Genomic DNA, 26,288 nt, shown 5'->3' on the forward strand with positions numbered 1-26,288 from the left:
TAAACTAACCAGGTGAATGACGTGCTGGAAAGAATTAAAGTCTGTTTTACCGAAAGTATTCAAACGCAGATCGCAGCGGCAGAAGCGCTGCCGGATGCGATATCACGCGCGGCGATGACCATGGTGCAGTCGCTGCTGAATGGCAACAAAATCCTGAGCTGTGGTAACGGAACCTCCAGCGCCAATGCCCAGCATTTTGCTGCCAGCATGATCAACCGCTTTGAAACCGAACGTCCAAGCCTGCCAGCCATTGCCCTCAGCGCGGATAACGTGCTGCTGACCGCCATTGGTAACGATCGTCTGCATGAAGAGATTTATGCCAAGCAGGTGCGCGCCCTGGGCCACGCCGGCGATATTTTACTCGCAATATCAACCCGCGGTAACAGCCGTGATATTGTCAAAGCCGTAGAGGCAGCGGTTACGCGTGATATGACGATTATCGCGCTGACCGGCTACGATGGCGGTGAGCTCGCCGGTCTGCTGGGTCCCCAGGATGTGGAGATCCGTATTCCCTCGCATCGCAGTGCGAGAATTCAGGAAATGCATATGTTAACCGTGAATTGTCTGTGCGATTTAATAGATAACACTTTGTTTCCCCACCAGGATGTTTAAAGGAGCTTAAATGAAGGCATTATCTGCATGTGCAGTTATCCTAACCGCGTTACTGTTACAGGGCTGTGTGGCTGCCGTTGTCGGCAGTGCAGCCGTTGCCACGAAAAGCGCGACTGACCCCCGCTCCGTAGGCACTCAGGTTGATGACGGGACATTAGAACTGCGGGTAACCAACGCGTTGTCCAAAGACGAACAGATCAAACAGAATACCCATATCGTGGCCACCGCTTATCAGGGCAAAGTGCTGCTGACGGGCCAGGCTCCGAGCAGCGATCTTGCTTTGCGCGCCAAACAGATTGCTGTGGGCGTTGACGGGGCGACCGAGGTGTATAACGAAATCCGCACCGGGAGCAGAGTCAGCTTTGGTACGGCCTCCTCGGATACCTGGATCACCACGAAAGTGCGCTCACAGCTGCTGAGTAGTGATCAGGTGAAATCGTCCAATGTGAAAGTCACCACAGAAAATGGCGAAGTGTTCCTGCTGGGCCTGGTGACCGACGCGGAAGCCAAAGCCGCAGCCGATATCGCCAGCCGGGTGAGCGGCGTCACACACGTCACCACTGCGTTTACCATTCTGAAGTAAGCCTGTGCGGGGCGACCGGAAAAGGTCGGCCCCTACGCAGCGTGAGGCCTGAACCACAGGGGTTGACCGAGAAAGAAGGTCATCCCCTGTGACACAAGACGCCTTATAACCGGCTTAAACAATCCATCGCTACCGCCTTAAAACTGGCAAAGTCCTTGCTGTCACGCAGCCGGGTCATTGCCCTTTCCCGCATAAAAGTCACAAACAGATCGTAAATTGCCATTGCTTCTTCATATTCCGTTTTGCTGATCGCCAGCAGGAAAATCACGTAGGCCGTCTCGTCACCCCACGCAATGCCTTTCGGTGCCAGCACGGTGTAGACACAGGTTTTTTTGGCCAGCAATCCCAGCGAGTGTGGCAGAGCGATCCCCTCACCCAGCATGGTGCTGACGATCGCCTCGCGCTCTTCCACCGAGGGATAAAAGGTCTTATCGACCCAACCTTCCCGTTCCAGTTCACTGCAAAGCTGGCGGAACAGATCGCTGCGATCCATGGGCTGGTCGAGGATCAGGAAATGGCTGGCATCGAAAAATTTCTCCAGCATGTACGGCCGCGTGCGGTCAAGCAGCACCAGCTTACCGATCTGCTCCAGCTGGTATTCAGTGGGGAACGGGGACATCACCACCACCGGCTTATCTTTGTCGCTCAGGCGCACGGTGGAAATAACGAAGTCCTCTTCCACACTCTCCTTCAGTTCGTATTCGCGCAGTGACAGCGTATTACGCACGACAATCTGAGGATATTTTCTCAGCAGCATCGCTTCGATCATCCGCACGGTGGAATTACCGGTATCGCACACCAGCAGGACCTGCGGATGACGCTGGTAGCCGACGTTGTAATGACGCTCCAGCCCCACCCCGATATGCAGCACCAGGAAACCGATCTCATTTTCGCTGATGGCATAGGGCGTATATTTCCCCCAGCTGGAGACTGCAGCCAGCGTCACATCCCAGGCCATTGGATAGTGCTGCTTGATGTTGGACAGCAGCGGGTTTGGGATCTGGATCTGATAACGCACCCGGGTGATCATCGTTTTAATATGCGTCAACAGGTCGGCATGGAGTTGGGGATCATCCTGGAGGTTGAAATTATAGTGGGTGTTGATATAGCTGAGGATGTAGTTCACCAGCGAGTCGCCGTCATCGGGGCTGATCACACTGGCCGCGCTGTCCTCCACTCTGCGCGCGGCAATATTAACGCACAGATAAGCCTCCTCTGCCGGTGAGATAGCTTTCCCGGTGATCGGCCTCATCAGGTTAACAATATGACGGGCGGCGCTTCGCACCTCTTCAGCCACATCTTCCGCAGCAAAATCCGTCAGCGGGTAGCCTTCAGTCATGCGGCGTACCGCAACGGCGCAGTAAAGCCGCAGATAGAACTCGCCCTCGTCGGTCAGGCGAATATTAAAACGAGAAAGGCAGTGCTGCAGCAGCGGTTGCAGCGTCTCGAGCATGCCGTGGTTCAGTGCTTCCAGCCGCAGCAGGGGACTGTCGCCGTCCTCTTGTGCGATCTGATACAGCAGGTCAGTGAGGCAGGTACGCATCGCCACTTCCGTGCCAAACAGTTTCATGCCGTAGCGTGGCTTGGTCTCAATCGCCAGCTGATAACGCGCCAGCCATTCTCTGACCTCGGCCATATCGCTTTGCAACGTGGTGCGACTGACAAACCACTCGTCTGCCAGATCTTCCAGTTTCAGGGAAAAAGCCGAGGTAAGAAAACGGGTCAGCAGGTAATGCACCCGCTCGGGCGAAGTGCGCGGCACACGTAAATGGGAGGGCGACTGTTGCAGCAGCAGGGTATAGCGCAGCGCGTCGCTAATTTTTAACTGATAACCAGCCCCGCGGTTTAGCACCAGGCTGGCACCATGATCGGCCAGCAGCTCGTTGAGGACGGTAATGTCAGTACGTACCGTGCGCGTGGAGACGTCAAAACGACGCGCCAGCTCATCCTGCGGCAGCGTTTCGTTTTGCAACAGATCAAACAGCTGCGCCAGGCGTTGGTTAGGGAATCTCACAGGGCACCCTTTTTTAAGCAATTATCCAGAGGAAAACGTAACTTATTTTTTAATGAAAAAATAGTACACCCCGGCATCGCCGGGGTGCAGGGACAACATTAACCCACTAACTTTTTCGTCATGGCCAGCAGCGTTGCCACATCCTCTGGCCGGGTCAGCCCGGATGCGTCATCAATGATTGAGCTGTAAATATGCGGAATAATTTTACTGACGCCCGCATCCAGCGCGATCTGCAGGATCGTTTCAAAATTATCCAGATCGATACCGCCCGTTGGTTCCAGCCAGAAATCATGTTCGGCGCAGGCCTTCGCAACGGCTTTGAACTCGTCAATAAACGTCAGACCGTCCATCGGGAAATATTTAATGGAGCTGCCGCCCATATCTTTCAGCATAGCAATGGCGGTGGCGACCGGAACCACCCCGTCAGCGGCCCGCGAACTCAGTGGCCCGGTGGAGATCTTCACCTGGCCGATCTGACCGCTGGGTGATACCAGCGCATTGACGACGCTCTGAGCCTGTCCAAGCAGCGCCCGGCTGGCTCCCACGCCAGTAAATACCTGGTTAACGTGCTGTGGCTGAACCTGGCCACAAATCGCGCTAACCATATCAGACTGGTTCGGATCGCCCGCGCCCAGCCCGACCGAGAGCGCGTTGTCGATCAGGGCGGCGTATTCACGCATATCCGCGACGGCGCTCGCCACATCGACATAGTTTTTAGATAGCACGCCGACCAGTACGTGGCCCTCTGCGGCTTCCCAGATATCGCGGGCGTTCTGCTTGGACCCGGCAAGCACGTTGAGGCATACCCGGTCGCGGTAAAATTTTGGTGTCAGCGTCATGCTTATTTCTCCTTGGTTAACAGTGCCTGAATACAGACAAATATGGTGTGCAGCTGGTCGGCTGAAACGCTGCGTACATCCACTTCAACAATACCTTCGTTGGCTTTATAGCCGCGGAAATAGATCGCGATGTCACCGGTTTTCAGCGCCTGTACGATCGCTCCGGTGGTATGCCCGATGACGGCTTCATCAAAGTGAATTTCGGCACGGGCAATATCCCGGCCGGCGGCATCCCACACCGTGCGCGCCTGAATGCCCGGCAGCTGGTTAAGGCTGTCGATAAACGGCGTCATTTTTTCCACCATCTGCGCGCCGGTCACCTTCTCCATGCGCAGGTAGTTTTCAATCGCGTGAGTCAGACCGAGGATCCCCTCTTTGCCGACTTTCATCGCACGGCCAATGCCGTTCGACTGGCGTTTGACCCACTCAACGTACTGGGTTTTACCCGTTACCAGCCCGCTGGTCGGGCCTTCAATGGCTTTCGCGCCGCTGTAAATCACCAGATCAGCGCCATAGCCGTAATACACCTGCAAATCTTCCTCAGCGGCGGCATCAACAATCAGCGGCACGCCGTGTTTACGCGCCACCACGGCAGCCTGTTCCACGCTCAGATGGCTCTTCTGCACACTGTGATGGGATTTGATGTAGAGGATCGCCGCCGTTTGCGGGGTGATGGCTGCCGCAAGCTGGTCCGGCGAACACTCGTTGGCGTAGCCCGCCTCCACCAGCCTGCCGCCACCCATCGCTACCATTGTCCCCACCGGGGCACCGTAATTGACGTTGTGCCCCTTCGGCAGGACGATATCATGAGGAACCGTCAGCGGGGCCACATGCAGATTTTCCAGCAGCCAGTCGTTGTCTTTTACGATCACCGCCGCCACCGACTGTGCGATACCGGCTGAGGCGCAGGACACCACCACCGCCGCCTCACAGCCGAGTAGCCCGGCGATGTAGGCACCGGTTTTATTGACCAGATCTTTCATCTCAAAGTAGTGATTCAGGCCATAACTCACCGTATCAACCACATCCGCGCTCGGGGTGGACACACCGAGAATGGTCATGCGGCCGGAGGCATTTATGACCTGCTTTAAGCCATATTTTTCATACACTAAAGTCATCACGTTTTTTCCCTTCGTTAGTCACGAATATGCGGCCATTCACCACGGCGGCCAGCGGTATCAGCTGCGTTTCTCCAGACAGCGTTTGGCCGTCTGAATCACTGAACAGGCAGGTTTCCTGCTTCACGTCAAACAGGGTAAGGTCGGCATCCTGCCCCGGAACAAGCCGCCCTTTGCCCTTCAGACGCAGCCCGTCAGCGGCGTGACGGGTCACGCAGTCAATCACCTGCGGCAGGGTCATACCGATCGATAAAAATTTCGACATCACATGCGCCAGGGAATACACCGGGCCGTTAAGCCGGTTACGGCAGTAGATGTCTGAACTGATGGTTTGCGGAAGAATGCCAAGGGCAATCGCTACCCGGGCGACCTCAAAGCTGAAGCTGGCCGAGCCATGCCCGACGTCGAGGCGGACTCCTCGCTCGAGCGCACGGGTAACAGACGCCCTGAGCTGCCCCTGCGGGGTGAGAATGCGGTTGGGTTTGCCGTTAAAGCAGTGGGTAATGATATCGCCAGAGGTGAGTAAATCTGCGATTTCATCCAGATTCGGCGGATTATTACCAATATGCACCATCAGCGGCAGACCGCCGTTTTCCCGCTGCATCGCCTTAGCGCGCACCAGCGGTTTAATACCGTTTTGTTCCACGACGCTGCTACTGATACGTGCTTTGAGGCCCAGAATAAAATCTGGCAGGCGCTGTACCGCTGCGCTCACCGCTCCGGCGTCAATACGCGCCATATCTGCCAGTTCGTTCTGCGTCAGAATGCCGCTGCGGGCGATATTCAGCAGGGCGTAAACCCGGGTGCTGGCACGGCGGGTCAGCTGGTAAAAATCATCAATATCATCGGCCCCGGTGCTGCCGGCATCCACAACCGTGGTCACCCCGGTCTCCACGCCGATGCGGTCGGCATCATCATGGTAAATGGGCGATTTCGGGTAGCAGTGAACGTGTGAGTCAATCCAGCCCGCACTGAGCCAGTAACGACCCGCCAGATCCCATTCCTGTTTTGCCGGGCCCGCCACCTGGCCTGTCGCAGCAATTTTACCGTTGCTGATGGCAACATCATTCAGCGTCCCGTCGCTAAGACGGGCCTGCCGGATAATCAAATCAAACATTGCAGACTCCTCTGCGTGGCGACGTCCTGCCGCCACGAAAGTCAGTTACAGCGCCACAGGGAACATCGCCCCCAGCGCCATCGCACCCAGAATGGCCCCGCCGGTAATCGGCTTGTTCCACAGATAAAACAGCAGGGAACCGACCAGCGATCCGAGGCCAATCGGAATGGACGCTGCCATAGCAGACAGGATAATCAACGGTCCCAGGAAGCGGCCGGAGGTGTTACCCGCGCCCATCATGACGTCGGCACCGTACGTGGAGTCGCTGTTGCTGATGGTGAATTTGCGTGCGAGGATAATCAGGTATCCCACTGCCAGGCCCAGCGCCAGTCCGGTGACCAGTGAGGCCGCGAAGTTCGCAACCGGGAAGATAAACCCCGCCCCCAACAGCAGCGCCGGCACGCCCAGGCCAATCCCGGTCTGGATCGCCCCACCAATATCAAGGATCCCCACCAGCGAACCTTCAATAATGCGTGCAAACAGGAAGCTGGCACCAAAGGCTGCTACCGCACCGTACACGCCCGTTTCCATCCCCGCACGCAGCATGGAGACAAAGGCCACTTCGTTAAATGCCCCCAGTCCGTACACGTAATACATATGCGTACCGGCAAAGACGCCCGAAGAGAGCAGGCCGACAAAGATTGGAAATGACCAGTCGGCATACCAGAAACCACTTTTTGACTCTTCCATTACCCTCGTCCTCTTATTTGCCACTCAGGGAGTTGTGGATCATTTCCAGCCAGCCAGGCACACCCAGCTGGAAGGATTCCAGGAGCTTCATATCAAAGCCACGGAAGAAGCCGCTGAGAACGAACAGCAGGACGATGGCCACCATCATCACTTTCGTTACCCGGTTCCAGCCCGCTTCCTCTACGCCCTTACCAATCAGGATTCCCAGCACCAGACCCGGTACGGCGTTCCCCATAATCAACTGCGCCAGACCGCCAAAAATGGTCGCCCAGAAACCCGATTTCTTACCGGCATCGATCGCTGCCAGCCAGAAGATCACCGGCATCACGGTATTCACCAGCAGGTTAGCCGCCGGTACCAGCACTTTTACCGCCGTCACCTGCAGGGCTGCCGGTACGGCAGATGCGGTGGAGTTGAGAAATGCGACCACGATCATGCCGATGATGCCGCAGGCAATCGCCATCTTCTTCGGGTTATGCAGCGTGTCGGCGACATTACGGTTTTTCACCATCAGGGCCGCTGCGCCCCAGTTGGGGATAATGCGGTGGTCTACGTCCTGAGTGAATGACCCCGCCGCCACGGAGGAAGCCCAGGCGTTAAAGAAGAAGCCAAGGCCGAAGGAGAAGTGAGAGGCCGGATCGCCCTCACAGGAGTTCAGTTCACCCAGTGTACGAAATGCGCCCATGCCCTGCGTGGTGGGTGCATGGAACATACGTGCTGCCCCGGCCCCCACACCGACGCCAACCAGACCGCCAATAATCAATGATTTAAATAAGATGATTAGGAACATCAGCCTTTCCTTTTGTTATAACCTCTGCGTCTTTCAGACGACGGAAGCATCGCTGCTGCCCGAGGGCGTGGAGGTCTGTCCCCGACGATTTTTATCCGGAAACAGTGAAATCCACTTTATCGGTATCCACCACCACGACGTTGACGGTGATCTCCAGGTCGACGCTGTACAACCGTCTTTCACGCGCCAGAAAAAAGAACAGAAACTTTTCCGTTTTGACCCGCACGTTCGCCCGCAGCACCTTGACCTCAACGGGCTCAATACGCAGGAGAATTTTGCTGGTGGATTTCAGCACGGTGTTCTGCACCCGGCTCAGGGCATCGGCAAAGGCTTTGCCTTTACTGTCGCCTTTTCCGCTCACGCTCACCGTGGTGGTGAATTGTTCTTTCATCAGCCGTGCTTCTTCTGCCACGCCTGCACCAGACGCTCACCCAGTTCTTCTTTATCCATAAAGCCGAATCCAAGCACGTTAGCCCCTTCATTGATGGCGGTAACACCTTCATCAATTGAGCGCATACCGTGTTTTGCTTTATAGCCATATTTGTTCTGCGCGGTAATCGCACCGGCACCGCCGCTGCCACAGAAAGAGATACCGAAGCTGGCATTTTCTGCTTTCATCACATCACCCAATTTCATATCTGCCGCCACGCCCGGCACCACGATAGCCTTACCGCCGGCTTTCTCAATCCCTGCTGCGACTTTCTGGCCTTTACCTAAACGATCGCCAATGACTACGATAATTTGAGACATGTTGTTTTCCTTTTTTAATGGCTTCAGACGGGACATGTCCCGCTCCTGGGTATTTTGTCGGGGTCGGGCAAGCCGACCCGAATTTAGGCATTTTCTTTTGCGACTTCGAAATGAACAGAGAGCAGCCAGGCCTCTTCTTTCGGCAGATTGCCAAACAGGTCGACAACCTGCTGCGCCAGCGTCATCGACTGTGACGAAATATCCTCAAACAGTTCGGCCTCGACGTCAGGTAAGCCCTCGCCAGTGACCGAGCGGAGCGCCATCGCCCGCACATGCGAGGTCAGCATCTGTTGCTGTACAGGGTTAGGATGAATATTTCTGGCGGAAAACAGATGGGCAATCTTCCCCATAACCTGCGCAGCCAGCGCCTGAATCGCGTCATCCTGTTGTGTTGCCGCGCCCGCTGGCGCTGTCCCGTTACTCACATTCGTCCCCTTTTAATAAGCTCAGGAGTAAACTACCTGCCCCCTGCCTTTCTGTGTAGAACGACTTTTTCCACATGGAAGTGGAAATAAACGCACAGCGCTGGTTTGATGTCGCAAAAACGTTGAAACGCGCACGCTGGGTTTTAAAATGAGAGATAAATCACATACAGATGGAGTATTTGCATAAAAGACGCAGCGGGGGTGAAATAGAAGGAAAATTTTGGCCCGGGTAATGACGAAAATAGAAGTAAAGCTTATGACCCGCTCCCCAAAGCAGAGGGAAATAGTTTTTCAGAAAACAGAGAAGCCCGTTTTTTATCACGGGCTGATTTATCGCCATGCGATCGTTCTGCTGGGTGAGTAACAACAAGAGTGAACCTAAAAATAACGTCAATGACATACGAAAAATGGCTGCTACACGGGATTTCGTCAGAGTAAAATGGCCGTTGAGACAAAGAAAAATACCACAACCACTAATTGAAAATATTATAGATCACTGCCTGTGGTGATAACTGTCGCTTTTATTTGTATTACCCAAAAGGTCAGATAAACACGCCAGAAAAATTTAAGGTTGCGATATATTATAATTTCTCTGCCGCATCACCAGAACGCTGTTAAAAGAGGCGATCGCACTGCTATCGCCTCCCACGTTCAGGCCAACCAACTGCCAAACTGGCCGGGTCGGTCAGCGAAACTTTTTATGCCCCTCATCACGTGTCGCAGCAAACTTCTTCGCTTCTTCTTTTGCCCCTGACAGATCCCCTCCGTTTGCCAGCTTCAGGCTGGTATCAATCTGGCCGATCAGTTTATCCAGCTGCGCATGGTAATCCTTCATTTCCGCACTCCCCGCGGCCTGACCTTCCAGCTTGTCTGGGGTCTGGGTTTTGGCGTTTTCCGCCGCAGAGCGCATATCGGTTAATGCTTTAACCATTTCGGCTTTATCGTCGGTTTTCTGCACCGTGCGATATGCGCCTTTCAGGATATCCATATCCCCTTCCAGGCCCTGTGCCAGCAGCGTGGAACTAAACAACAGGGTAGAGCTCAACATTGCAATCAATAATTTACGCATCTCAGATCCTATTTTTATAAATGGGTATCGTTCAGGCATGAAAAAGGCGGCTGTTTTCACCGCCGCCTTTTCAGCATACGCGTAAATCCGGAAATTACTGCCCGGCGATCTTCATTTCTGGTAACAAAACGGATCCGCACTGGATATTGCTGCGCGTTTCAATATCGCTGCCGATGCTGACCATGTTGCGCCACATATCTTTCAGATTACCGGCAATAGTGATCTCACTGACCGGATACTGGATCACGCCATTCTCCACCCAGAAACCGGACGCGCCACGGGAATAATCACCGGTGATCCCGCTCACGCCCTGCCCCATCAGTTCCGTGACCAGCAGTCCGGTTCCCAGCTGTTTCAGCATCTCTTCAAAGCTGTGTCCCTGACCGGCAATGCGCCAGTTGTGAATGCCGCCAGCATGTCCGGTACTCTGCAGACCAAGCTTGCGCGCGGAGTAGCTGGTCAGCAGCCAGGTCTGCAATACACCGTCTTTAATGATGTCGCGGCGCTGGGTGCGGATGCCTTCGCTGTCGAAGGGCGTGGAAGCCAGTCCTTTCAGTAAATGCGGGTGCTCTTCAATGGTCAGCCATTCCGGCAGGATCTGCTGTCCGAGCGAGTCGAGCAGGAACGTGGATTTACGGTACACGCTGCCGCCGCTGATGGCGCCGACCAGGTGGCCAAACAGGCCGGTCGCGACCTCGGCGGCAAACATCACCGGCGCTTTCATCGTGGACAGCTTACGCGGAGAGAGGCGCGACAGCGTGCGGCGTGCGCACGCTTCACCTACGGCTTCCGGAGAGTCGAGATCGCCAATAGCGCGGCCAATGGTGTAAGCGTAATCGCGCTCCATACCGCCGTTCTCTTCCGCGATCACACAGCTGGAAAGGGAGTGCCGGCTGGAGCAGTAGCCCTGAAGCATGCCGTGACTGTTACCGAACACTTTAATCCCTACGTGGCTGTTAAAGCTGCCGCCTTCGGTATTAGTGATGCGCTTATCGGCCTTCAGTGAGGCCTGTTCGGCGCGCGCGGCCAGCTCAATAGCACGATCGGCGTCGATCTCAGCCGGGTGAAACAGATCGAGATCCGGCGCATCAAACGCCAGCAGTTCACGATCCGCCACGCCCGCGTAAGGATCCGGTGAGGTGTAGCGGGCAATGTCTACCGCCGCCTGCACGGTACGCTTAATCGCATCCGGGCTGAGGTCGGTTGAGGAGGCGCTGCCTTTACGGTCCTGGTAGTAAACGGTGATGCCCAGGGCACCATCGCTGTTGAATTCGACATTTTCCACTTCACCATAGCGTGTGCTGACGCTGATGCCAGTGGTTTTGCTTACCGCGACTTCTGCTCCGTCGCTGCTGGCCTTTGCCAGTTCGAGTGCCGTCGCTATCGCCTGTTCCAGGGTTTTACGCTGTTCTGCAACTTGGGAGAGTAATTTCATCGACCTGCCGTATAATAAGTTGATAAATACCTGCTGAGAAAACCGTTCTCAAGGTGGTAAAGATTATTTTGAGTCTAACAGACTCAGAGAACAATTTCGCAGTAGCCTCGTAACCTGATAGCATTAGCCTCTTTTTCAGGAGCCGTACCAATGACCAAGCAGCCCGACGACTGGCTCGATGATGTACCCGATAACGAAGAAGAAGAAGATGATGAGATTATCTGGGTCAGTAAAAGTGAAATAAAACGTGATGCCGAGGAGCTTAAGCGCCTTGGGGGTGAACTGGTGGAACTGGGGAAAAACTCCCTGGACAAGATCCCACTGGATGAAGATCTGCGTGCCGCGATTGAGCTGGCGCAGAAGATTAAGAAAGAAGGCCGCCGTCGCCAGATGCAGCTGATCGGTAAAATGCTGCGTTCGCGTGATGAAGAGCCGATCCGTACGGCACTGGATAAGCTGAAAAACCGTCACAACCAGCAGGTTGCGCTGTTCCACAAGCTGGAAGTGTTGCGTGACCGCCTGGTTGAACAGGGTGATGACGCGATCCCTGAGGTGCTGAACCTCTATCCGGATGCCGACCGCCAGCAGCTGCGTGCCATGATCCGTAACGCACAGAAAGAGAAAGCCACCAACAAGCCACCGAAAGCGTACCGCCAGATTTTCCAGTATCTGCGTGAGCTGGCCACCGCGTTGTAATGACGCACGATCAGGGCAGCCCGAAAAAACGGGTCTGCCCCTGCGCTCAGGGGCCAGTCGTTTTCCGGTCGGCCCTTTCAATCACGCTACAACACGTCTTACGCCAGGCGATCTAACAGCTTCTGATGTATCCCACCAAAACCGCCGTTGCTCATCACCAGGATAGAATCCCCCGGCTGGGCTTTTTTGGCGATCATTTCTACCAGCGTATCAATATCCGCACTCCACTGTGCTGGCTGGATGCAGGCATCAGCCACTTCGGCAACCTGCCAGGGAATATGATGCGGCTGATAGAGGAACACTTCATCTGCACGTCCCAGTGCCGGTGCCAGATCGTCCTTACTGACCCCCATTTTCATGGTGTTCGAGCGAGGCTCCAGCACGGCAAGAATACGTGCCGTACCGCCGACTTTTCCGCGAAGCGCCGCAAGCGTGGCAAGAATAGCCGTCGGGTGATGGGCAAAGTCATCGTACACCTTGATGCCATTGCTCTCCCCACGCAGTTCCAGGCGACGCCGGGCATTAATAAAGTCGTTCAGCGCCCGGCCCGCGTCCTCAGGCTTCACGCCCACGTGACGCGCCGCGGCAATCGCCATCATGCCGTTATGCATGTTGTGTTCACCGACCAGCGACCAGTTCACTTCGGCCACACGCTCACCGTCCAGTAAAACTTCCCAGTGGGAGGCATCCGGTGACAGCTTCTTTGCCAGCCAGTGACCGTTCTCGCCGACGGTTTCCTGCTCGCTCCAGCAGCCCATCGCCATCACCTGCTTAATGTTCGCGTCGTGCTCAGGCAGGATAATTTTGCCCTGCCCCGGTACGATGCGCACCAGATGGTGGAACTGCTTCTGCACGGCGCGCAGATCATCAAAAATATCCGCGTGATCAAATTCGAGATTGTTGAGGATCAGTGTGCGCGGGCAGTAATGTACAAACTTGGAACGTTTGTCGAAGAACGCACAGTCATACTCATCGGCCTCAATAACGAAGAATGGGCTTTTTCCTAAAGTTGCCGATACCTCGAAATTTCCCGGTACGCCACCGATCACATAGCCCGGCTCATAGCCGCAGGCCTGTAAAATCCACGCTGCCATGCCTGCCGTCGTGGTTTTTCCGTGGGTGCCCGCCACCGCCAGCACCCAACGGTCGCGCAGCACAAAATCGTGCAGCCACTGGGGGCCGGACAGATAGGGAATGTTGCGCTCCAGCACGGCTTCCACGCACGGGTTACCCCGGGTCATCGCATTGCCAATGATCACCAAATCCGGGGCGGGGTCGAGCTGTGAAGCGTCATAACCCTGAATTAAATCAATACCCTGCTTTTCAAGCAGCGTACTCATTGGCGGATAAACGTTAGCATCTGAGCCGGTCACTTCATGGCCAAGCTCACGGGCCAGCATCGCCAGTCCACCCATAAAGGTGCCGCAGATACCGAGGATATGAATACGCATAAAAGGTCCGTTTCGTAAAAGTTCTGCCCTAGTGTACCGCCCCCAACGTGCGGAAGAAACGGATTTGCCCTATGTTCTTTCGCGTTCAATCGGCTAAACTGCGTACGCATACGTTGGCAGTTTGTGAATCAAGCTGCTGCTCAACCGCAGATTCAGGGATTGTGTTATGAAAACGTTAGGCGAATTTATCGTCGAGAAACAGCACGACTTTCCGCACGCCACAGGTGAACTGACCGCATTGATCTCCGCGATCAAGCTGGGTGCCAAGATCATCCACCGCGATATCAACAAGGCTGGCCTGGTCGATATTCTGGGTGCCAGCGGCGCTGAGAACATTCAGGGCGAAGAGCAGATGAAGCTCGATCTCTTCGCCAATGAAAAGCTGAAAGCCGCACTGAAGGCACGTGGCATTGTCGCGGGTATCGCGTCTGAAGAAGAAGATGAGATCGTCATCTTCGAAGGCGTAGAAAACGGCAAGTACGTGGTGCTGATGGACCCTCTCGACGGCTCCTCAAACATTGATGTAAACGTTTCTGTCGGAACTATTTTCTCTATCTACCGCCGTATTACCCCACCAGGTACGCCGGTCACGGAAGAAGACTTCCTGCAGCCAGGCAGCCAGCAGGTTGCTGCGGGTTATGTGGTGTATGGTTCATCGACCATGCTGGTTTATACCACCGGCTGTGGCGTACATGCCTTCACCTATGATCCGTCGCTGGGCGTTTTCTGCCTGAGTGCGGAACGTATGACCTTCCCGGAAAAGGGTTACACCTACTCCATCAACGAAGGTAACTACATTCGCTTCCCACAGGGGGTGAAAAAGTACCTGAAATTCTGTCAGGAAGAGGATGCCGCCACGCGCCGTCCTTATACCTCACGCTATATCGGATCGCTGGTGGCTGACTTCCACCGCAACCTGCTGAAAGGCGGGATCTATCTCTATCCAAGCACGGCCAGCCACCCTAAGGGCAAACTGCGCCTGCTGTATGAGTGCAACCCGATGGCATTCCTGGCGGAGCAGGCAGGCGGTAAAGCCTCTGACGGTAAAAACCGTATTCTGGACCTGGTGCCGCAAAGCCTGCATGAGCGCTCGCCGTTCTTTGTCGGCAACGACCACATGGTGGAAGATACCGAACGCTTCCTGCGTGAGTTCCCGGATAACTGATAGCCACGCGCGCGGAGGCCCATCGGCTGTTCAGATGGGCCTTTGAGCAGAACTCGCTGAAAAAAGACGTCATTCCGCAGAACGGGGAGTGACATTTATCACTTTCAGCGCCGCACCCATGGCGAAATTGCTCAACCGCTTAAAATCGTCCTGCTGGTAGCCGAAGATCTTGCCGTCGGTCCGTGCGGCTTGCAGATCAATCAGCACCACGCCCAGCGTGGGTACCACCTTTTCCTGCCAGATAAACAGATACAGACGGTCGTCTATTTTCACGGTCTGACAGCGATCAACATCGGCCAGTCCTTGTTCCCCCCCCTGCAGACAGTGCCAGGCGTAACAGTCAGCGTTCAGATAAAGATGCTCGTAACACTCGTTCGGACTGTAACGATACTGGTTGCGCATCCCGGTCAGTTCATCGCTAAAGGTGTGGCGCACGTTCATATCGCTCCCTCCCTTAAACCAGCCAAAACGCACCTCCGCCTTGACTCCGGTTAGCGGCAAACCCAGTTTGATGCGCTGGAGTGCAGACAGGTGCGCCTGCTGCTGCGTGGGTAACTGACCGCGAACTTCGGTAAAACAGCCGCGATGATGGTCGCAGATCAGCGTCAGCGTCGATGCCGCCCGGCGGTGGTCGATAAAGTCGATAAACTCAATACCGTCACGTAATGAAGTCAGCCGGAACGCGACCGCTGGCTGACTTCCCCACGTCAGCGTTCCGTCCGGATAAAACTGGCACAGCACTTCTTCATCATGATGAAAACAAAACGTCAGTTTGCTCTGCCCGGGCGATGCCGCTGGCAACGTATCGCCGTCCGGGGCGAAGCAGGTGGCCAACTCGCCTACCGGAATATATTTCGCGTTATGACTCATGGGGTACTCCCTGTGCGTGATCAGATCCCCTGAGTGTTAACCGCAGCCGTTGCTGAACACCATCGTTCTTCCGGACGAGGCCATCGGCCGCCCGGAGGAATACAGTAGTCGGATGATCTGCGGTGAGGATGAGGGAGAGAACACAATGAACACTACGGGCTTTTTTTATGATGAACGCTGCTTCTGGCACAGCACCGGGCTTCATGCCACCACGTTACCGGTGGGCGGATGGGTTCAGCCCCCTGCGGGCAGCGGCCACGCGGAGTCACCGGAAAGTAAACGACGCCTGAAGAACCTGCTGGATGTCTCCGGGCTGTCAGCACAGCTGCTGCTGCGTTCAGCGCCGGCAGCCAGTGAAGAGGATTTACTGCGTATCCATCCGGCGCACTACCTGCAACATTTCAGGCAGGTCAGCGACAGCGGCGGCGGGATGCTCGGATTCGATGCGCCAATGGGACCGGGTAGCTATGACTATGCCGCCCTCTCTGCGGGTCTGGTCTGTGCCGCAGTCGGGGCCGTACTGACCGGAGAAATGGACAATGCCTACGCCCTGTCGCGTCCGCCGGGGCATCACTGTCTGCCGGATCAGTCGATGGGCTTCTGCTTTCTGGCCAACATCCCGATTGCCATTGAACACGCCAGAACCCGTTTTGGCTTGCAGCGCGTGGCGGTGGTTGACTGGGATGTGCACCACGGCAACGGTACGCAGCATATCTACTGGCAGCGTAATGATGTTCTGACCTTCTCCCTGCATCAGGACCGCTGTTTTCCGCCGGGGTATTCCGGTGAGAGCGATCGCGGTGCAGGGGCCGGTCTGGGTTATAACATCAATATTCCGCTGCTGGCGGGCAGCGGTCATGATGCGTATCTGTATGCCCTGGATCGGATTGTTATCCCCCAGCTTGAGCAGTTCCAGCCTGAGCTGATCATTATCGCCTGCGGATATGACGCCAATGCGCTGGATCCGCTGGCCCGCATGCAGCTTCACAGCGACAGTTTTCGCGCCATGACGGAGCGCATGATGGCTGCTGCCGCGCAGCTGTGCGGCGGCAGGCTGGTGATGGTCCATGAGGGCGGCTATGCGGAAGCTTACGTGCCCTTCTGCGGGCTGGCAGTTATGGAAACATTAAGCGGGATCCGCACGGCGGTAGAAGACCCGCTGCTGTCGTTTATCTGCCAGCAGCAGCCGCGCGAAGCGTTTATACAGTTCCAGCGCGACGCCCTTGACCAGCTGAGCGCCGAGTGCAGCAGCAGCAGGCGGCCCGGATAAAGCGGGTCCGCCCTCGGCTTTATGCGGTCTGTGCCACCTTAAACACGGCCATGGTGTGAACCAGCTGCTGAGACTGCTCTTCCAGCGACTGAGTCGCCGCAGCGGCCTCTTCCACCAGGGCCGCATTCTGCTGAGCGACTTCGTCCATCTGGGTCACGGCCTGATTTACCTGTTCAATACCGTGGCTCTGTTCCTGGGATGCGCTGGAAATCTCCTTCATCAGCGTGGTCACCCGCATCACTTCCGTTGAGATTTCGTCCATGGTTTCACCGGCTTTGGTGGCCATATCTGAACCTTCACTGACGCGGATTTGTGACTCGCTGATCAGGGTTCGGATTTCTTTCGCCGCTGTTGCGCTTCGCTGGGCAAGGTTGCGCACTTCGGTCGCGACGACGGCAAAGCCACGCCCCTGCTCTCCGGCGCGTGCCGCTTCGACTGACGCATTCAGGGCCAAAATATTGGTCTGGAAGGCAATACCATCAATCACACCGAGAATGTCGCCAATACGCTGCGAACTGTTGGAAATCTCTGTCATCTTCTCCATGACATAGCAGACCACTTCCGCACCACGATCGGCCGTATCCGATACGGCCCTGGCCAGTAAATGCGCCTGCTGGGCGTTATCGGCGTTCTGCTTAACCGTGGCGGTGAGCTGTTCCATGCTGGCCGCCGTCTGTTCCAGAGAGGCAGCAGACTCTTCGGTACGCTGTGAGAGGTTGAGATTGCCGGAGGCCAGTTCACGGCTGCCAATGTCGATCTGAATGCTGGCATCCCGCACCAGGCCCACCGAATGCTGAAGAGACGTTTGCATTGCTCCCAGCGCCGCATTCAGACGCCCCAGTTCATTATCACCGCTTTCCGGCACAGGCTGAGTCAGATCCCCACCGGCAACATGTTCAAGGTGTTTAATCGCACTATCAAGAGGCTTCAGCAGCATGACGCGCAGGATCATCCATGCCAGCGCCACCAGCAACAACGTCAGTACCCCGCTGACGAGGATCAGCACTGTCATCAGCGTTTGGTTATGAGCTGCCTGGGCCATCTGCTGTTCGCTGACCTCATCGGCATACTGGCCGAATGCGCCTACCGCCGTAGAGAATTGCCCCGCGAGATGAGAAAGATCCCCTTCCAGAACGGTGTAGTAATCGTCAGCATTCTGTTTTTTCAGTGCGTCCATGAGAGGGGTAATCCCCCTGGCAACGTAGTCCCGGTGAGTCGTTACTACCGCTTCGGCCAGTACCCTCCCATGCTCTGTCACCGTACCGGCATCAATGAATCGTTTCAGCTCGTTTTCGGACAATGCCACGTAGCTGGCAGAGCGTGTGGCAATGCTACCTGCTTCATCGGGCAGACCCACTTCGAGTTTACGTATCGCCAGCGCCGCGGTAGCACGGGCACGCAGCAGATTGCCGTTACTCATATATAACGCATTTAATTCAATGCCCTGAATGCGATTGATAACATCCAGTGAGCGATTTCCTTTCTGAATGGCGATAATCCCCATCACGCTGACAACCAACAGCAGCATGGTCATCAGGGCGAGTAACGCCAGCAAACCCGTACGTATTGAGATTCTTTTCAACATGATTATTTCCCGATAATGTGAAGTCCGGTCATTTCCTGTGCCTGAAACGACAAGGTTATCGGCAATAACATTACCCAGCTTTAACCATAACAATGATTAAATTGATCCAAAACAGGAAACCCGTAAGCGTGAATTAGGGGCATTTCAACGCTTTTGTTGTGGACAAACGTCAGAAGGGAAATGCACCTGAAGGAAAATACAGACGATGAGGAATTAGAACCCTGTAAAAAAAGAGAAATGATTTAACAATGATCAATAAACCAAATTAATCTCCTGACAGCCCTCGTCTTGTTCGGTGGCGAAAAGAGACTCCTGACAAGTGTCATGTCATCGCACTAAGAAAATCACAGATTGTAGAATTTTTAGCAAAACAGACATTTGCTATGCTGCACGAGAAATAACCACAAATACACCAAGGGATTTGTATGTTTGATAATGATACTAAGAGCGGCAGTCTGCCGCCTGATGACATTGGGCGAGATTGAGATGGCGAAGGAAATTTTTCGCGACACGATCATCTCCCCGTAAGTGTGGATCCATAAAGGCAGTGACTTGCCTTTTGGTCTGCAACTCAAGGGGGTGTCTATGTCACCCAATGGAGAAATGTACTTTCGGGTTGAATACAGCCCTGATTTTTCTAAAGCCGATATAAGAAGGCAGAACTCAGGTGCCAGGCGGGTTGATATCGCTTTACGCTCACCCACTAAGAAGATGAGACGCCGTTATATTGTCTCTGAATTCAACATGGTCAACGGTGAGCCACACCCCTTTGCACCGAGTGAATATTCCATACCCTAGCCCGACGTGGAGGATTAGCCATCATCGTGAGCCGGGCATCGCATAGCGCAGCATTTCACTGTCATTGATGCCCCGGCACGGAGCAATCTGAAAGGCGGAAAAAGGAAGGTACTTTGAAGATGACCTGGCTATAATACCCGGCACTCAACCTAAGATGATTGAAGGAATTCATAATGAGCTTGAACCTGGTACCAGCGGGTAAAGACCTGCCAGACGATATCTATGTCGTCATCGAGATCCCGGCAAATGCCTCTCCAATCAAATACGAAGTCGACAAAGAGACTGGCGCACTGTTCGTTGACCGTTTCATGGCGACAGCGATGTTCTATCCGTGCAACTACGGCTACATCAACCACACCCTGTCTCTGGATGGTGACCCGGTTGACGTCCTGGTGCCAACACCGTACCCGTTACAGCCTGGCTCTGTGATCCGCTGCCGTCCGGTTGGCGTGCTGAAAATGACCGACGAATCTGGCGAAGATGCCAAAGTTGTTGCGGTTCCACACAGCAAACTGAGCAAAGAGTACGAGCACATCCAGGATGTGAACGACCTGCCAGAACTGCTGCGCGGCCAGATCACCCACTTCTTCGAGCAGTACAAGGCGCTGGAAAAAGGCAAATGGGTTAAGGTTGATGGCTGGGAAGGCGTTGAAGCCGCGAAAGCAGAGATCGTCTCTTCCTTCGAGCGCGCGGCGAAGAAGTAATCTTCCAGCACAGCTCGTGCCAGTGAAGGTGCTCTTCCACTGACGCTGAAAAAACACCGCCAAGGCGGTGTTTTTTTTATCCCACTTCTCCGCTATTCGATAATCGATACCGTCATGTCATTCCCCGGCCGATAATCATCCTGGAGAGCAAAGAGCTGGTCTGTAAACACAGGATGCAGCGTCACAATAAAGTTCAAATGGCGCCCCGCGTCGACAATCTCGATCTCACTTCCCGGCAGCAGCGTGCCTGATTGCCGGCTAACGTCACTCTTTTGCCCCGAGAGTGGAGAAAGATCGCGGTAAGCCGTCGCACGATCGTCCAGCATCAGCGCAGAAATTTCTGCATCAAGTTGACCGTCGCGACCAAAGGCGAACTGCCGCTGACTGCCGCTACTGTCACTGAAGGCCAGTCGAATTTTCCGGGGTTCATCGCACTCCACCCTGAATACGGCTGCACGTGACGTCAGGTGATGTTTTCCATCAGGGCCTCGTGTGATCTGGGTATTTATCTGGCCATAATCCAGCATCCCTGTGCCCGTGCTGATGCGACATTCAGCCTGAACCCACCCTGAACATAGCAGTAGACTGACCGCCATCAGACGCATCCTTTGACGGTGGTGCGGGCGCGAACGTTTCCTAAAGTCCATTTTCCGTTCCTTCATGTGTTATCCCGTTAAAGCTGGCGATGCAGCAGATAAGTTAGCCATGATGCTCCAGCGGTTGTATAAACAGACCCGCGACATAGCCATATTTTGACAGGCTCTGGATCTGGATCTGCTTACTGTTTTTCAGAGCAGCGGCATCCTGGCCCTTAACGGTCAGTATTTCACCAGGAAGAATATAGCTTTTACTCAGCATGATATTTTTCATTGAGGGCAGCAGCACAACGGTCTGTGACAGTCGCACCACGTAACAGCTGGGGTTAGCAATGGTCAATACGCCGCTCCTTTCCGAGAATTTCAATGCTTCCCAAGGGTCGGACTTCATTGGCAGACCGGCAGGATGAATAATGATCGGGAGGTCCTGCCTGAGGCTTAAGCCCACCGTATTCTTGCCGCTCAGCGCTTGTACCGGGATCCCTTCCAGGATCACCCGCTTCATATGCTCTGTCTTGAGCGGCCCCCGGCTATGCAGTAAGAAGCGTAGCCGCTGAGTCTGACCCGCCGCCAGCCGGGTCACCGGCTGGGTCACCAGCAGCTGAGGCTGAGGATCGTCTGGCAGACTGTAGATCTTCACATACAGCAACGCCTCATGATCTGCGGTATTGGTGACGTTCAGGCTCCCGCCTTTTGCCTCTTCGTTGATCATTAACATCGAGGTTTCAGGTTTCATCACCGCCCCCGCCGGATGTGCGATGAACAGCGCCAGCAGGCTACACAGTATGTATTGACCCGCAGACCAGGATATACAGTGACGGATGATGACTGCCATCAGAGATACACAATATCGAAGGTTGCACTGCCGGCAATCGTCACTTCATCCGATGTTCCAAGGGCATCAAGGGCGACGATCCAGGGGGTAACATTCATATCAAAGACCACATTTTTTGCCGGTATCGGCACGCGCAGCATATCGGAGGTGAAAGACACAAGTTCCTCTCCCTGATACTTCCACAGCACACTTCCCTTCGCCTCTGCCCAGCTTTTCCCTTCATCGGCCGAGACGGTGATTTTTTGCATGGGATGCCCATCCACCATGGACCTGTCCGCCGGGGTATGAATGCGGTACGCACCGATATTTTTCCCCGCTTCGGTCGCTCCGAGGCTGAAACTGGTCTCTGCAGCCTTTCCGTCAATCTTCGCTTCCCCAGCTTTTTGAGCGATATCTCTGGCTCGCACGGCAAATAGCGTGGGCGTGTCACAGCTAATATTCAGCTTAATGTTTTTTGTCGTCAGAGGGGTGGATTTGGAGGATGAGAGGCTGGCAGCGCTAATCTGCTGCCAGTCGAGTATGCCCCCGCCATCAAAGCGAATATCACAGGAGGCGGGCTGAATAGTACCTCGTATCTGCAACGTGGCCTGGGTGCTGGCGGGAACCACAGTGCTGAGCATCATGCCCGTCAGCAGTGTGATAGCGGAAAGCATTCTTTTCAGTTCCATTGCACAATTCCTTTTTAAGACACAGGTCACAAGCTAAATGCAGACACCGCTCATTTTCTGATAGGGCCCGCCGTCCTCTGGATGATCTTCCAGCCGATAGGTAAAGCTGCAGCGCTTATCGCGCCCTGCCACATCAATCAGCAGCGTGGCTTTCTCCGGTGAGTTATTCAGATAGACCAGCCCATTATCGATAGCTATCGTGAGTAGCGTGCCCTGCTCATCCATCACCTTACTGCCACGCGGTAACGCCGAGCCATCGCTCAGGGTAAGATCCAGCAGTACCCGCCGACTGGTCAACACCGTGTAATTAATGCGCTTCACGCTTCCCCGCGCAAGTGTGACGGTGTGGTGGCCGTTATTAACATCCGTTTTTTTCGGCAGCGTTTCCGTATTCAGATCAAGGTTTCCGGGCCGCCACGCGGGAAGCTGAGGTGCCAACGCCAGCCCCCGCCAATCCGTCCAGGTGGTGCCCCCGGGCGTGCTGATCGCCACGTTTGCCAGCCTTTCATTCATAGCGATCATGCCAAAGGTCTGTCCGACAGGGAGGGGGGAGAACAGGATATTTTTACCCACTATGGCGATGCCACCGCTACCGCTTACGGAGTAGTTGCTGGAATGATTGCCGCTATGCCCTGCCGATGCAGAAAAATTGGTGTAATGCAGGTTGGCACTGAGCCCCCCCTGCACTGACTGGCTATGCTGTTTCAAATCCCGCTCTGTTGACAGGTTGTAACCCACGTCACGGTTAACAGGACCGCTGATCTCGCTGCCTAACTGGCTACGCTTTCTTGAGCTACGGTAATAGCTGTTGACGTATTGCTTGCCTAAAGGAAGGCTGGCGTTAACCGACAGCTGTTTATTGCTTTTATATATGCCCGTACTGTGAGAAAAACTCACCGTCAGTAGCATCTTTTTAATGTTGGTGCCCCAGCTCACCATATTGTAGCGAGTCGTCGGCGAGGCCCTGTCAAAGCTGGTGCTTTCAGAATGGCTGAGGGAAAATGTGCCTAGCAATGGGGTCGCCCAGCTGGCTGATAACGTGTACTGCGTATTATCTTTATCGTAATAATCCTGGTTTGGCATACTGGCTTGGTTAAGTGAGGCAAACGAGGGCGTACTTTTACTGACACTGCCTCCTATCGAAAGTGCTTCGGTGAGCAGGTAATCTGCCGACAGCGACAGCCGCGCACTGCGTGCTCCGTGATAGCGGTCATTGGCTGCCGTTATCTGCGCGGCAAGCTGTAACCCCTGCGACACCTGCTGACCCACCGACAACGCCACAGATTGATATTTATCCGACAGCAGCAGGCCCGTCTGTGCCAATAAACGCCCCAGTGGTCGCCAGTTCTGATTCATGGTGAGCAAGCGCGGTGCCCCCGACCGCCCCACGCCAATAGAGCGAAGCTTGCCGGTGGCCAGAGAAAAGCCCCTTCTGCCGCGAGGGTTTACGCCAATCATTCGGTTAGCCTGGATGGTAAACTGCTGTCGCTGACCGTTGGTTTCCAGCACGGTAATATCCAGATCGCTATTAAGGTTTTTTAGCGGAATTCGGTCTAAGCGAAATGGCCCGGCGGGCACCAGCGTGTTATAAACTAGCATACCGTACTGGCGCACTTCTACCCGTGCCTGAGGGGTGTTCGCAATACCTTCAACAACTCCCTGAGTTTCACTCTCTTGCTGGAATCCCTCATCCGGGATGATCTGAATGCCGTTAATATCACCCAGTTCGAACAGCGTATTGCTGACACCAATTTGCCCAACCTGGAAGCGCTTCTGCCAGCGTTCAAAGGTACGTTCGGCATACAGTGAATTCATATCAGAACTGAGTTTTCCGTTCTGCTGACTAAACTGCTGCCAGCTGCGCACCATCCAGTTGGAGACATTGAAACCGTCTTCCAGCGTGAGAAAACTGTAACGATTATTGCTACCTTTGCTTCGGTTTACCGAACTGAAATAGTTATAGTTCAGCAACGCCCCCAGCCCCCCAGGTTCACCGGTGATCGCCTCATCCTTCGGGAGTAAGCGTTCCTCCGGTACAACGAGACTGGCGGAAAGGTTTTGCGTATCAAAACGGATGCTGATGGCAGGATCGTGCTGCACCCAGTCATAACAGTCTGAATCGGGCAGAGGTTCGCTTTTGGGCAGCTTTAAACCCAGTTGATTAAGCAACTCAGGGGTAAAACACAACCTGCCATCCGGATTAAACTCCACATCGAAAGCGCCACGAAACTCCCCATTGACGCTGATATCCACCAGCGCGGGTCCGGCGGGAAAGAGTGACTGGTTGGCGAGCAGGGTCAGTAAAGCAGGATCAATCCCTCTGGCCTTAAGGATCGTTTCAGTCAGAGAATCACGCGAAGCCAGGGTCGCAGGAGAAACGGAGGAGGCCTGCACTTTTTGCAGCTGCTGAGAATGTTCGGTTTTTTCCTGCGCGCAGAGGTAAGCTGGTGTAAGGACACCCACCGTGAGCAGCGCACAGTGGCATAATTTATTTGAGTTAAAACGGTAAGAGCACGACACAGGTTAATCCCCATGGCTGATGGGGAGCTCGACATTACCAACCTCATACCCAAACTGTGAAACGGTATTAATACGAACGTTGATGGCTTTTGCCAGCGCTTGTTTATCAGAAAACGCCACGGATATTGTTTCCCCCGGGAGGATGTAGCTTTTGCCGAGAGCCACTTTTTTATTACCGGGCAGGAGGGTGAAGTTGGGTGCTAATCTGACCACCCAGGCACCAGGATTGTGTATCGTCAGCTTTTCCTTTTTGACCAGCCACTGTAAGTTTTTCCAGGGCGTGTTATTCCTCGCCAGTCCTTCAGGATGGATAATCACGGGCAGATTCTGCCGTATACTGATGTTTACGCTATTATTGCCCCCGGTGGTGAGAGGAATACCTTCAAACGTTACACGCTTTATATGTTCGGTGGTGAGCGGACGATCGCTGGTTAAGACAAAACGTACTCGCTGAGTCTGGCCTGCCGCCACGCGCATAACAGGTTGAGTCACAATCAGCTGGGGAAGTTTATCGTCTGACAGATCAATGACCTTAACATACAGCAATGCATCCTTATCATCGGTATTGGTCACGTTAATACTGCCGCCACCTGCCTCCTCCTGAATTAATACCAATGACGTTTTCGGCTGCATCACCGCACAGGAAGGGAATGTAACGACTAAAGAAAATATTGACAGACATAGCCGAAAAAGTTTGATCAACATAGTATTCATCCATGAATTCTATAAAAAAGCCACCGGCATGACACACTCTGGCTTGTTACAAGGAACCGTACTGCCGGTGGCAACTTCAATTAAATATAAACAACTTCAAACGTGGTGCTGCCTTTCAATTCGACGTCATTTCCCCACGCTGGTCCAGCAACTGGGGCTATCCAAGGATGAATTTCTAATGCAAATGATTTATTCATTGCGCTATCACGAAGATATTTAGTCTGACTATCGCTGGTGCTAATATCCAGTGCAGCATCATTCCCGAGAGCGGAAGAAGGGAAGTAGGCGTAATCTGCATTAGCAGGCTTTTCATTCCACTTGCCATTTTTGAAGGTTACTAATGCAGTTGCTTTGCCTTTATCAGCGGTGCTGCCCGCGGTCAGCGCTTTAATGCTATAGCCGCCAACAGGAGCATTTTTCTCAGAGGTTGACGTGAAGTTAAAATAGCTGTCCCTCAGTGATGGATCGGGACCCAACGGTGCAACACCCTTCGTTGCATTATCAATGGCTTTAACAGCGAACATCATTTTTGCCGGACAATTTACGTTCAGCGTCAGCTGCTTCGCAGGTAACTCAGTGAACAGCTCATGGTGCAGCGATGTAGGGTCAATATTATCCCACTCCAATGAGGCGTTAGGAAGTTCGACATTACAAGCACCAGGCACGATGGTAGCTTTAAGGTTAAGCGTTGCGCTTCCACCCGCCAGCGCCTGCCCTGAAGCAATGAAACCCATAACCAATGCGGCAAGAGCGTTAATCTTTTTCATTTAATAATCCCTTATATAACAAAAACCTAGGTCAATACCCCACTCAATAGTGGCAGACATGACCGTCTTTACAAACGATGGCAAAAAATGCTCTTTTCGCCACGTTTATTCTTTGAATGCTCCGTTTCCTGTAAATGAAAAGACATTAAAAAATCGTTCATCAACTCATTATAATTGCTTAAGCAAACGTCAGTTAGTTCTTATCAT

The 26,288-nt window shown here is 54.1% G+C and carries 26 protein-coding genes; 6 read left to right on the plus strand and 20 right to left on the minus strand.

The window, feature by feature from the left end; all coding sequences use genetic code 11:
* Positions 1-21 precede the first annotated feature (21 nt).
* Both diaA and dolP read left to right on the plus strand, forming a co-directional pair.
* A complete protein-coding gene (gene diaA / locus IFU29_RS13080; RefSeq protein WP_048917381.1) occupies positions 22-612 on the plus strand; it encodes a DnaA initiator-associating protein DiaA in 591 nt (196 codons plus the stop codon).
* 10 nt (positions 613-622) lie between these two features.
* Entirely contained in the window at positions 623-1,195 is a 573-nt protein-coding gene (gene dolP / locus IFU29_RS13085) for a division/outer membrane stress-associated lipid-binding lipoprotein (protein ID WP_191934303.1), read from the plus strand.
* 103 nt (positions 1,196-1,298) lie between these two features.
* Here dolP and IFU29_RS13090 read toward each other — a convergent pair whose 3' ends face one another.
* The 11 genes from IFU29_RS13090 to pmbA all read right to left on the minus strand — a co-directional run bounded on the left by IFU29_RS13090 (position 1,299) and on the right by pmbA (position 11,442).
* Entirely contained in the window at positions 1,299-3,209 is a 1,911-nt protein-coding gene (locus tag IFU29_RS13090; protein ID WP_191934304.1) for a PRD domain-containing protein, read from the minus strand.
* A 98-nt stretch (positions 3,210-3,307) separates the two neighbouring features.
* Positions 3,308-4,048 (minus strand): 2-dehydro-3-deoxy-phosphogluconate aldolase, encoded by a 741-nt coding sequence (gene dagF, locus IFU29_RS13095; protein WP_191934305.1) that lies wholly within the window; start codon positions 4,046-4,048, stop codon positions 3,308-3,310.
* A 2-nt stretch (positions 4,049-4,050) separates the two neighbouring features.
* Positions 4,051-5,166 (minus strand): DgaE family pyridoxal phosphate-dependent ammonia lyase, encoded by a 1,116-nt coding sequence (locus tag IFU29_RS13100; protein WP_191934380.1) that lies wholly within the window; start codon positions 5,164-5,166, stop codon positions 4,051-4,053.
* Positions 5,150-6,283, minus strand: coding sequence for an amidohydrolase/deacetylase family metallohydrolase (locus tag IFU29_RS13105; protein ID WP_191934306.1), 1,134 nt, complete (start codon positions 6,281-6,283; stop codon positions 5,150-5,152). Before IFU29_RS13105 ends, IFU29_RS13100 begins: the two co-directional genes overlap by 17 nt.
* Before the next feature lie 45 nt (positions 6,284-6,328).
* Positions 6,329-6,973: a DUF4310 family protein gene (locus IFU29_RS13110; RefSeq protein ID WP_191934307.1), complete on the minus strand. Its 645-nt coding sequence runs from the start codon at positions 6,971-6,973 to the stop codon at positions 6,329-6,331.
* A 13-nt stretch (positions 6,974-6,986) separates the two neighbouring features.
* Positions 6,987-7,763 (minus strand): DUF4311 domain-containing protein, encoded by a 777-nt coding sequence (locus tag IFU29_RS13115; protein WP_191934308.1) that lies wholly within the window; start codon positions 7,761-7,763, stop codon positions 6,987-6,989.
* Between the two features lie 91 nt (positions 7,764-7,854).
* Entirely contained in the window at positions 7,855-8,154 is a 300-nt protein-coding gene (locus IFU29_RS13120; protein WP_191934309.1) for a DUF4312 family protein, read from the minus strand.
* Positions 8,154-8,513, minus strand: a complete 360-nt coding sequence (locus IFU29_RS13125; protein WP_062745593.1) for an SFCGS family glycine-rich protein — start codon at positions 8,511-8,513, stop codon at positions 8,154-8,156. Before IFU29_RS13125 ends, IFU29_RS13120 begins: the two co-directional genes overlap by 1 nt.
* An 83-nt stretch (positions 8,514-8,596) precedes the next feature.
* The gene (locus tag IFU29_RS13130; RefSeq protein ID WP_342214472.1) at positions 8,597-8,938 is read right to left on the minus strand and encodes a glycine dehydrogenase; all 342 of its coding nucleotides are present in this window, start codon (positions 8,936-8,938) and stop codon (positions 8,597-8,599) included.
* A gap of 685 nt (positions 8,939-9,623) precedes the next feature.
* Positions 9,624-10,007, minus strand: a complete 384-nt coding sequence (gene cybC / locus IFU29_RS13135) for a cytochrome b562 (RefSeq protein WP_191934310.1) — start codon at positions 10,005-10,007, stop codon at positions 9,624-9,626.
* A gap of 94 nt (positions 10,008-10,101) precedes the next feature.
* Entirely contained in the window at positions 10,102-11,442 is a 1,341-nt protein-coding gene (gene pmbA / locus IFU29_RS13140; RefSeq protein ID WP_191934311.1) for a metalloprotease PmbA, read from the minus strand.
* Positions 11,443-11,592: 150 nt separating this feature from the next.
* Between pmbA and yjgA the strand changes: the two genes are divergently transcribed.
* Positions 11,593-12,138 carry a ribosome biogenesis factor YjgA gene (gene yjgA, locus IFU29_RS13145; protein ID WP_191934312.1) on the plus strand — a complete coding sequence of 182 codons (546 nt, stop codon included), beginning with the start codon at positions 11,593-11,595 and terminating at the stop codon, positions 12,136-12,138.
* A 98-nt stretch (positions 12,139-12,236) separates the two neighbouring features.
* Here yjgA and mpl read toward each other — a convergent pair whose 3' ends face one another.
* Positions 12,237-13,589 carry a UDP-N-acetylmuramate:L-alanyl-gamma-D-glutamyl-meso-diaminopimelate ligase gene (gene mpl / locus IFU29_RS13150; protein ID WP_187509348.1) on the minus strand — a complete coding sequence of 451 codons (1,353 nt, stop codon included), beginning with the start codon at positions 13,587-13,589 and terminating at the stop codon, positions 12,237-12,239.
* Between the two features lie 166 nt (positions 13,590-13,755).
* Between mpl and fbp the strand changes: the two genes are divergently transcribed.
* Complete coding sequence (fbp, locus tag IFU29_RS13155; protein WP_062745606.1) at positions 13,756-14,754, plus strand: class 1 fructose-bisphosphatase; 999 nt, start codon at positions 13,756-13,758, stop codon at positions 14,752-14,754.
* A 69-nt stretch (positions 14,755-14,823) separates the two neighbouring features.
* Here the strand turns inward: fbp and IFU29_RS13160 are convergent, their stop codons facing one another.
* Positions 14,824-15,624, minus strand: coding sequence for a MoaF C-terminal domain-containing protein (locus tag IFU29_RS13160; RefSeq protein ID WP_191934313.1), 801 nt, complete (start codon positions 15,622-15,624; stop codon positions 14,824-14,826).
* A 145-nt stretch (positions 15,625-15,769) separates the two neighbouring features.
* Here IFU29_RS13160 and IFU29_RS13165 point away from each other — a divergent pair, with 145 nt between their 5' ends.
* A complete protein-coding gene (locus IFU29_RS13165) occupies positions 15,770-16,894 on the plus strand; it encodes a class II histone deacetylase (protein ID WP_191934314.1) in 1,125 nt (374 codons plus the stop codon).
* 19 nt (positions 16,895-16,913) lie between these two features.
* On the opposite strand, the gene IFU29_RS13170 is transcribed toward IFU29_RS13165, so the two are convergent.
* Entirely contained in the window at positions 16,914-18,479 is a 1,566-nt protein-coding gene (locus tag IFU29_RS13170; RefSeq protein ID WP_191934315.1) for a methyl-accepting chemotaxis protein, read from the minus strand.
* Between the two features lie 971 nt (positions 18,480-19,450).
* Between IFU29_RS13170 and ppa the strand changes: the two genes are divergently transcribed.
* Complete coding sequence (ppa, locus tag IFU29_RS13175) at positions 19,451-19,981, plus strand: inorganic diphosphatase (protein WP_133842529.1); 531 nt, start codon at positions 19,451-19,453, stop codon at positions 19,979-19,981.
* Between the two features lie 92 nt (positions 19,982-20,073).
* Here ppa and IFU29_RS13180 read toward each other — a convergent pair whose 3' ends face one another.
* The 6 genes from IFU29_RS13180 to IFU29_RS13205 form a co-directional block, all read right to left on the minus strand.
* The gene (locus IFU29_RS13180; RefSeq protein ID WP_191934316.1) at positions 20,074-20,643 is read right to left on the minus strand and encodes a hypothetical protein; all 570 of its coding nucleotides are present in this window, start codon (positions 20,641-20,643) and stop codon (positions 20,074-20,076) included.
* 37 nt (positions 20,644-20,680) lie between these two features.
* Positions 20,681-21,412: a fimbria/pilus chaperone family protein gene (locus IFU29_RS13185; protein ID WP_191934317.1), complete on the minus strand. Its 732-nt coding sequence runs from the start codon at positions 21,410-21,412 to the stop codon at positions 20,681-20,683.
* Positions 21,412-22,080 carry a DUF1120 domain-containing protein gene (locus IFU29_RS13190; RefSeq protein WP_191934318.1) on the minus strand — a complete coding sequence of 223 codons (669 nt, stop codon included), beginning with the start codon at positions 22,078-22,080 and terminating at the stop codon, positions 21,412-21,414. The genes IFU29_RS13185 and IFU29_RS13190 overlap by 1 nt, the downstream gene beginning before the upstream one ends.
* A 33-nt stretch (positions 22,081-22,113) precedes the next feature.
* Complete coding sequence (locus IFU29_RS13195; RefSeq protein ID WP_191934319.1) at positions 22,114-24,600, minus strand: fimbria/pilus outer membrane usher protein; 2,487 nt, start codon at positions 24,598-24,600, stop codon at positions 22,114-22,116.
* 3 nt (positions 24,601-24,603) lie between these two features.
* A complete protein-coding gene (locus IFU29_RS13200) occupies positions 24,604-25,305 on the minus strand; it encodes a fimbria/pilus chaperone family protein (protein WP_191934320.1) in 702 nt (233 codons plus the stop codon).
* An 89-nt stretch (positions 25,306-25,394) separates the two neighbouring features.
* Positions 25,395-26,081 carry a hypothetical protein gene (locus tag IFU29_RS13205; RefSeq protein WP_191934321.1) on the minus strand — a complete coding sequence of 229 codons (687 nt, stop codon included), beginning with the start codon at positions 26,079-26,081 and terminating at the stop codon, positions 25,395-25,397.
* Between the last annotated feature and the right edge of the window lie 207 nt (positions 26,082-26,288).

The sequence above is a fragment of the Erwinia persicina genome, assembly GCF_014838825.1.
Lineage (GTDB): Bacteria > Pseudomonadota > Gammaproteobacteria > Enterobacterales > Enterobacteriaceae > Erwinia > Erwinia persicina_A.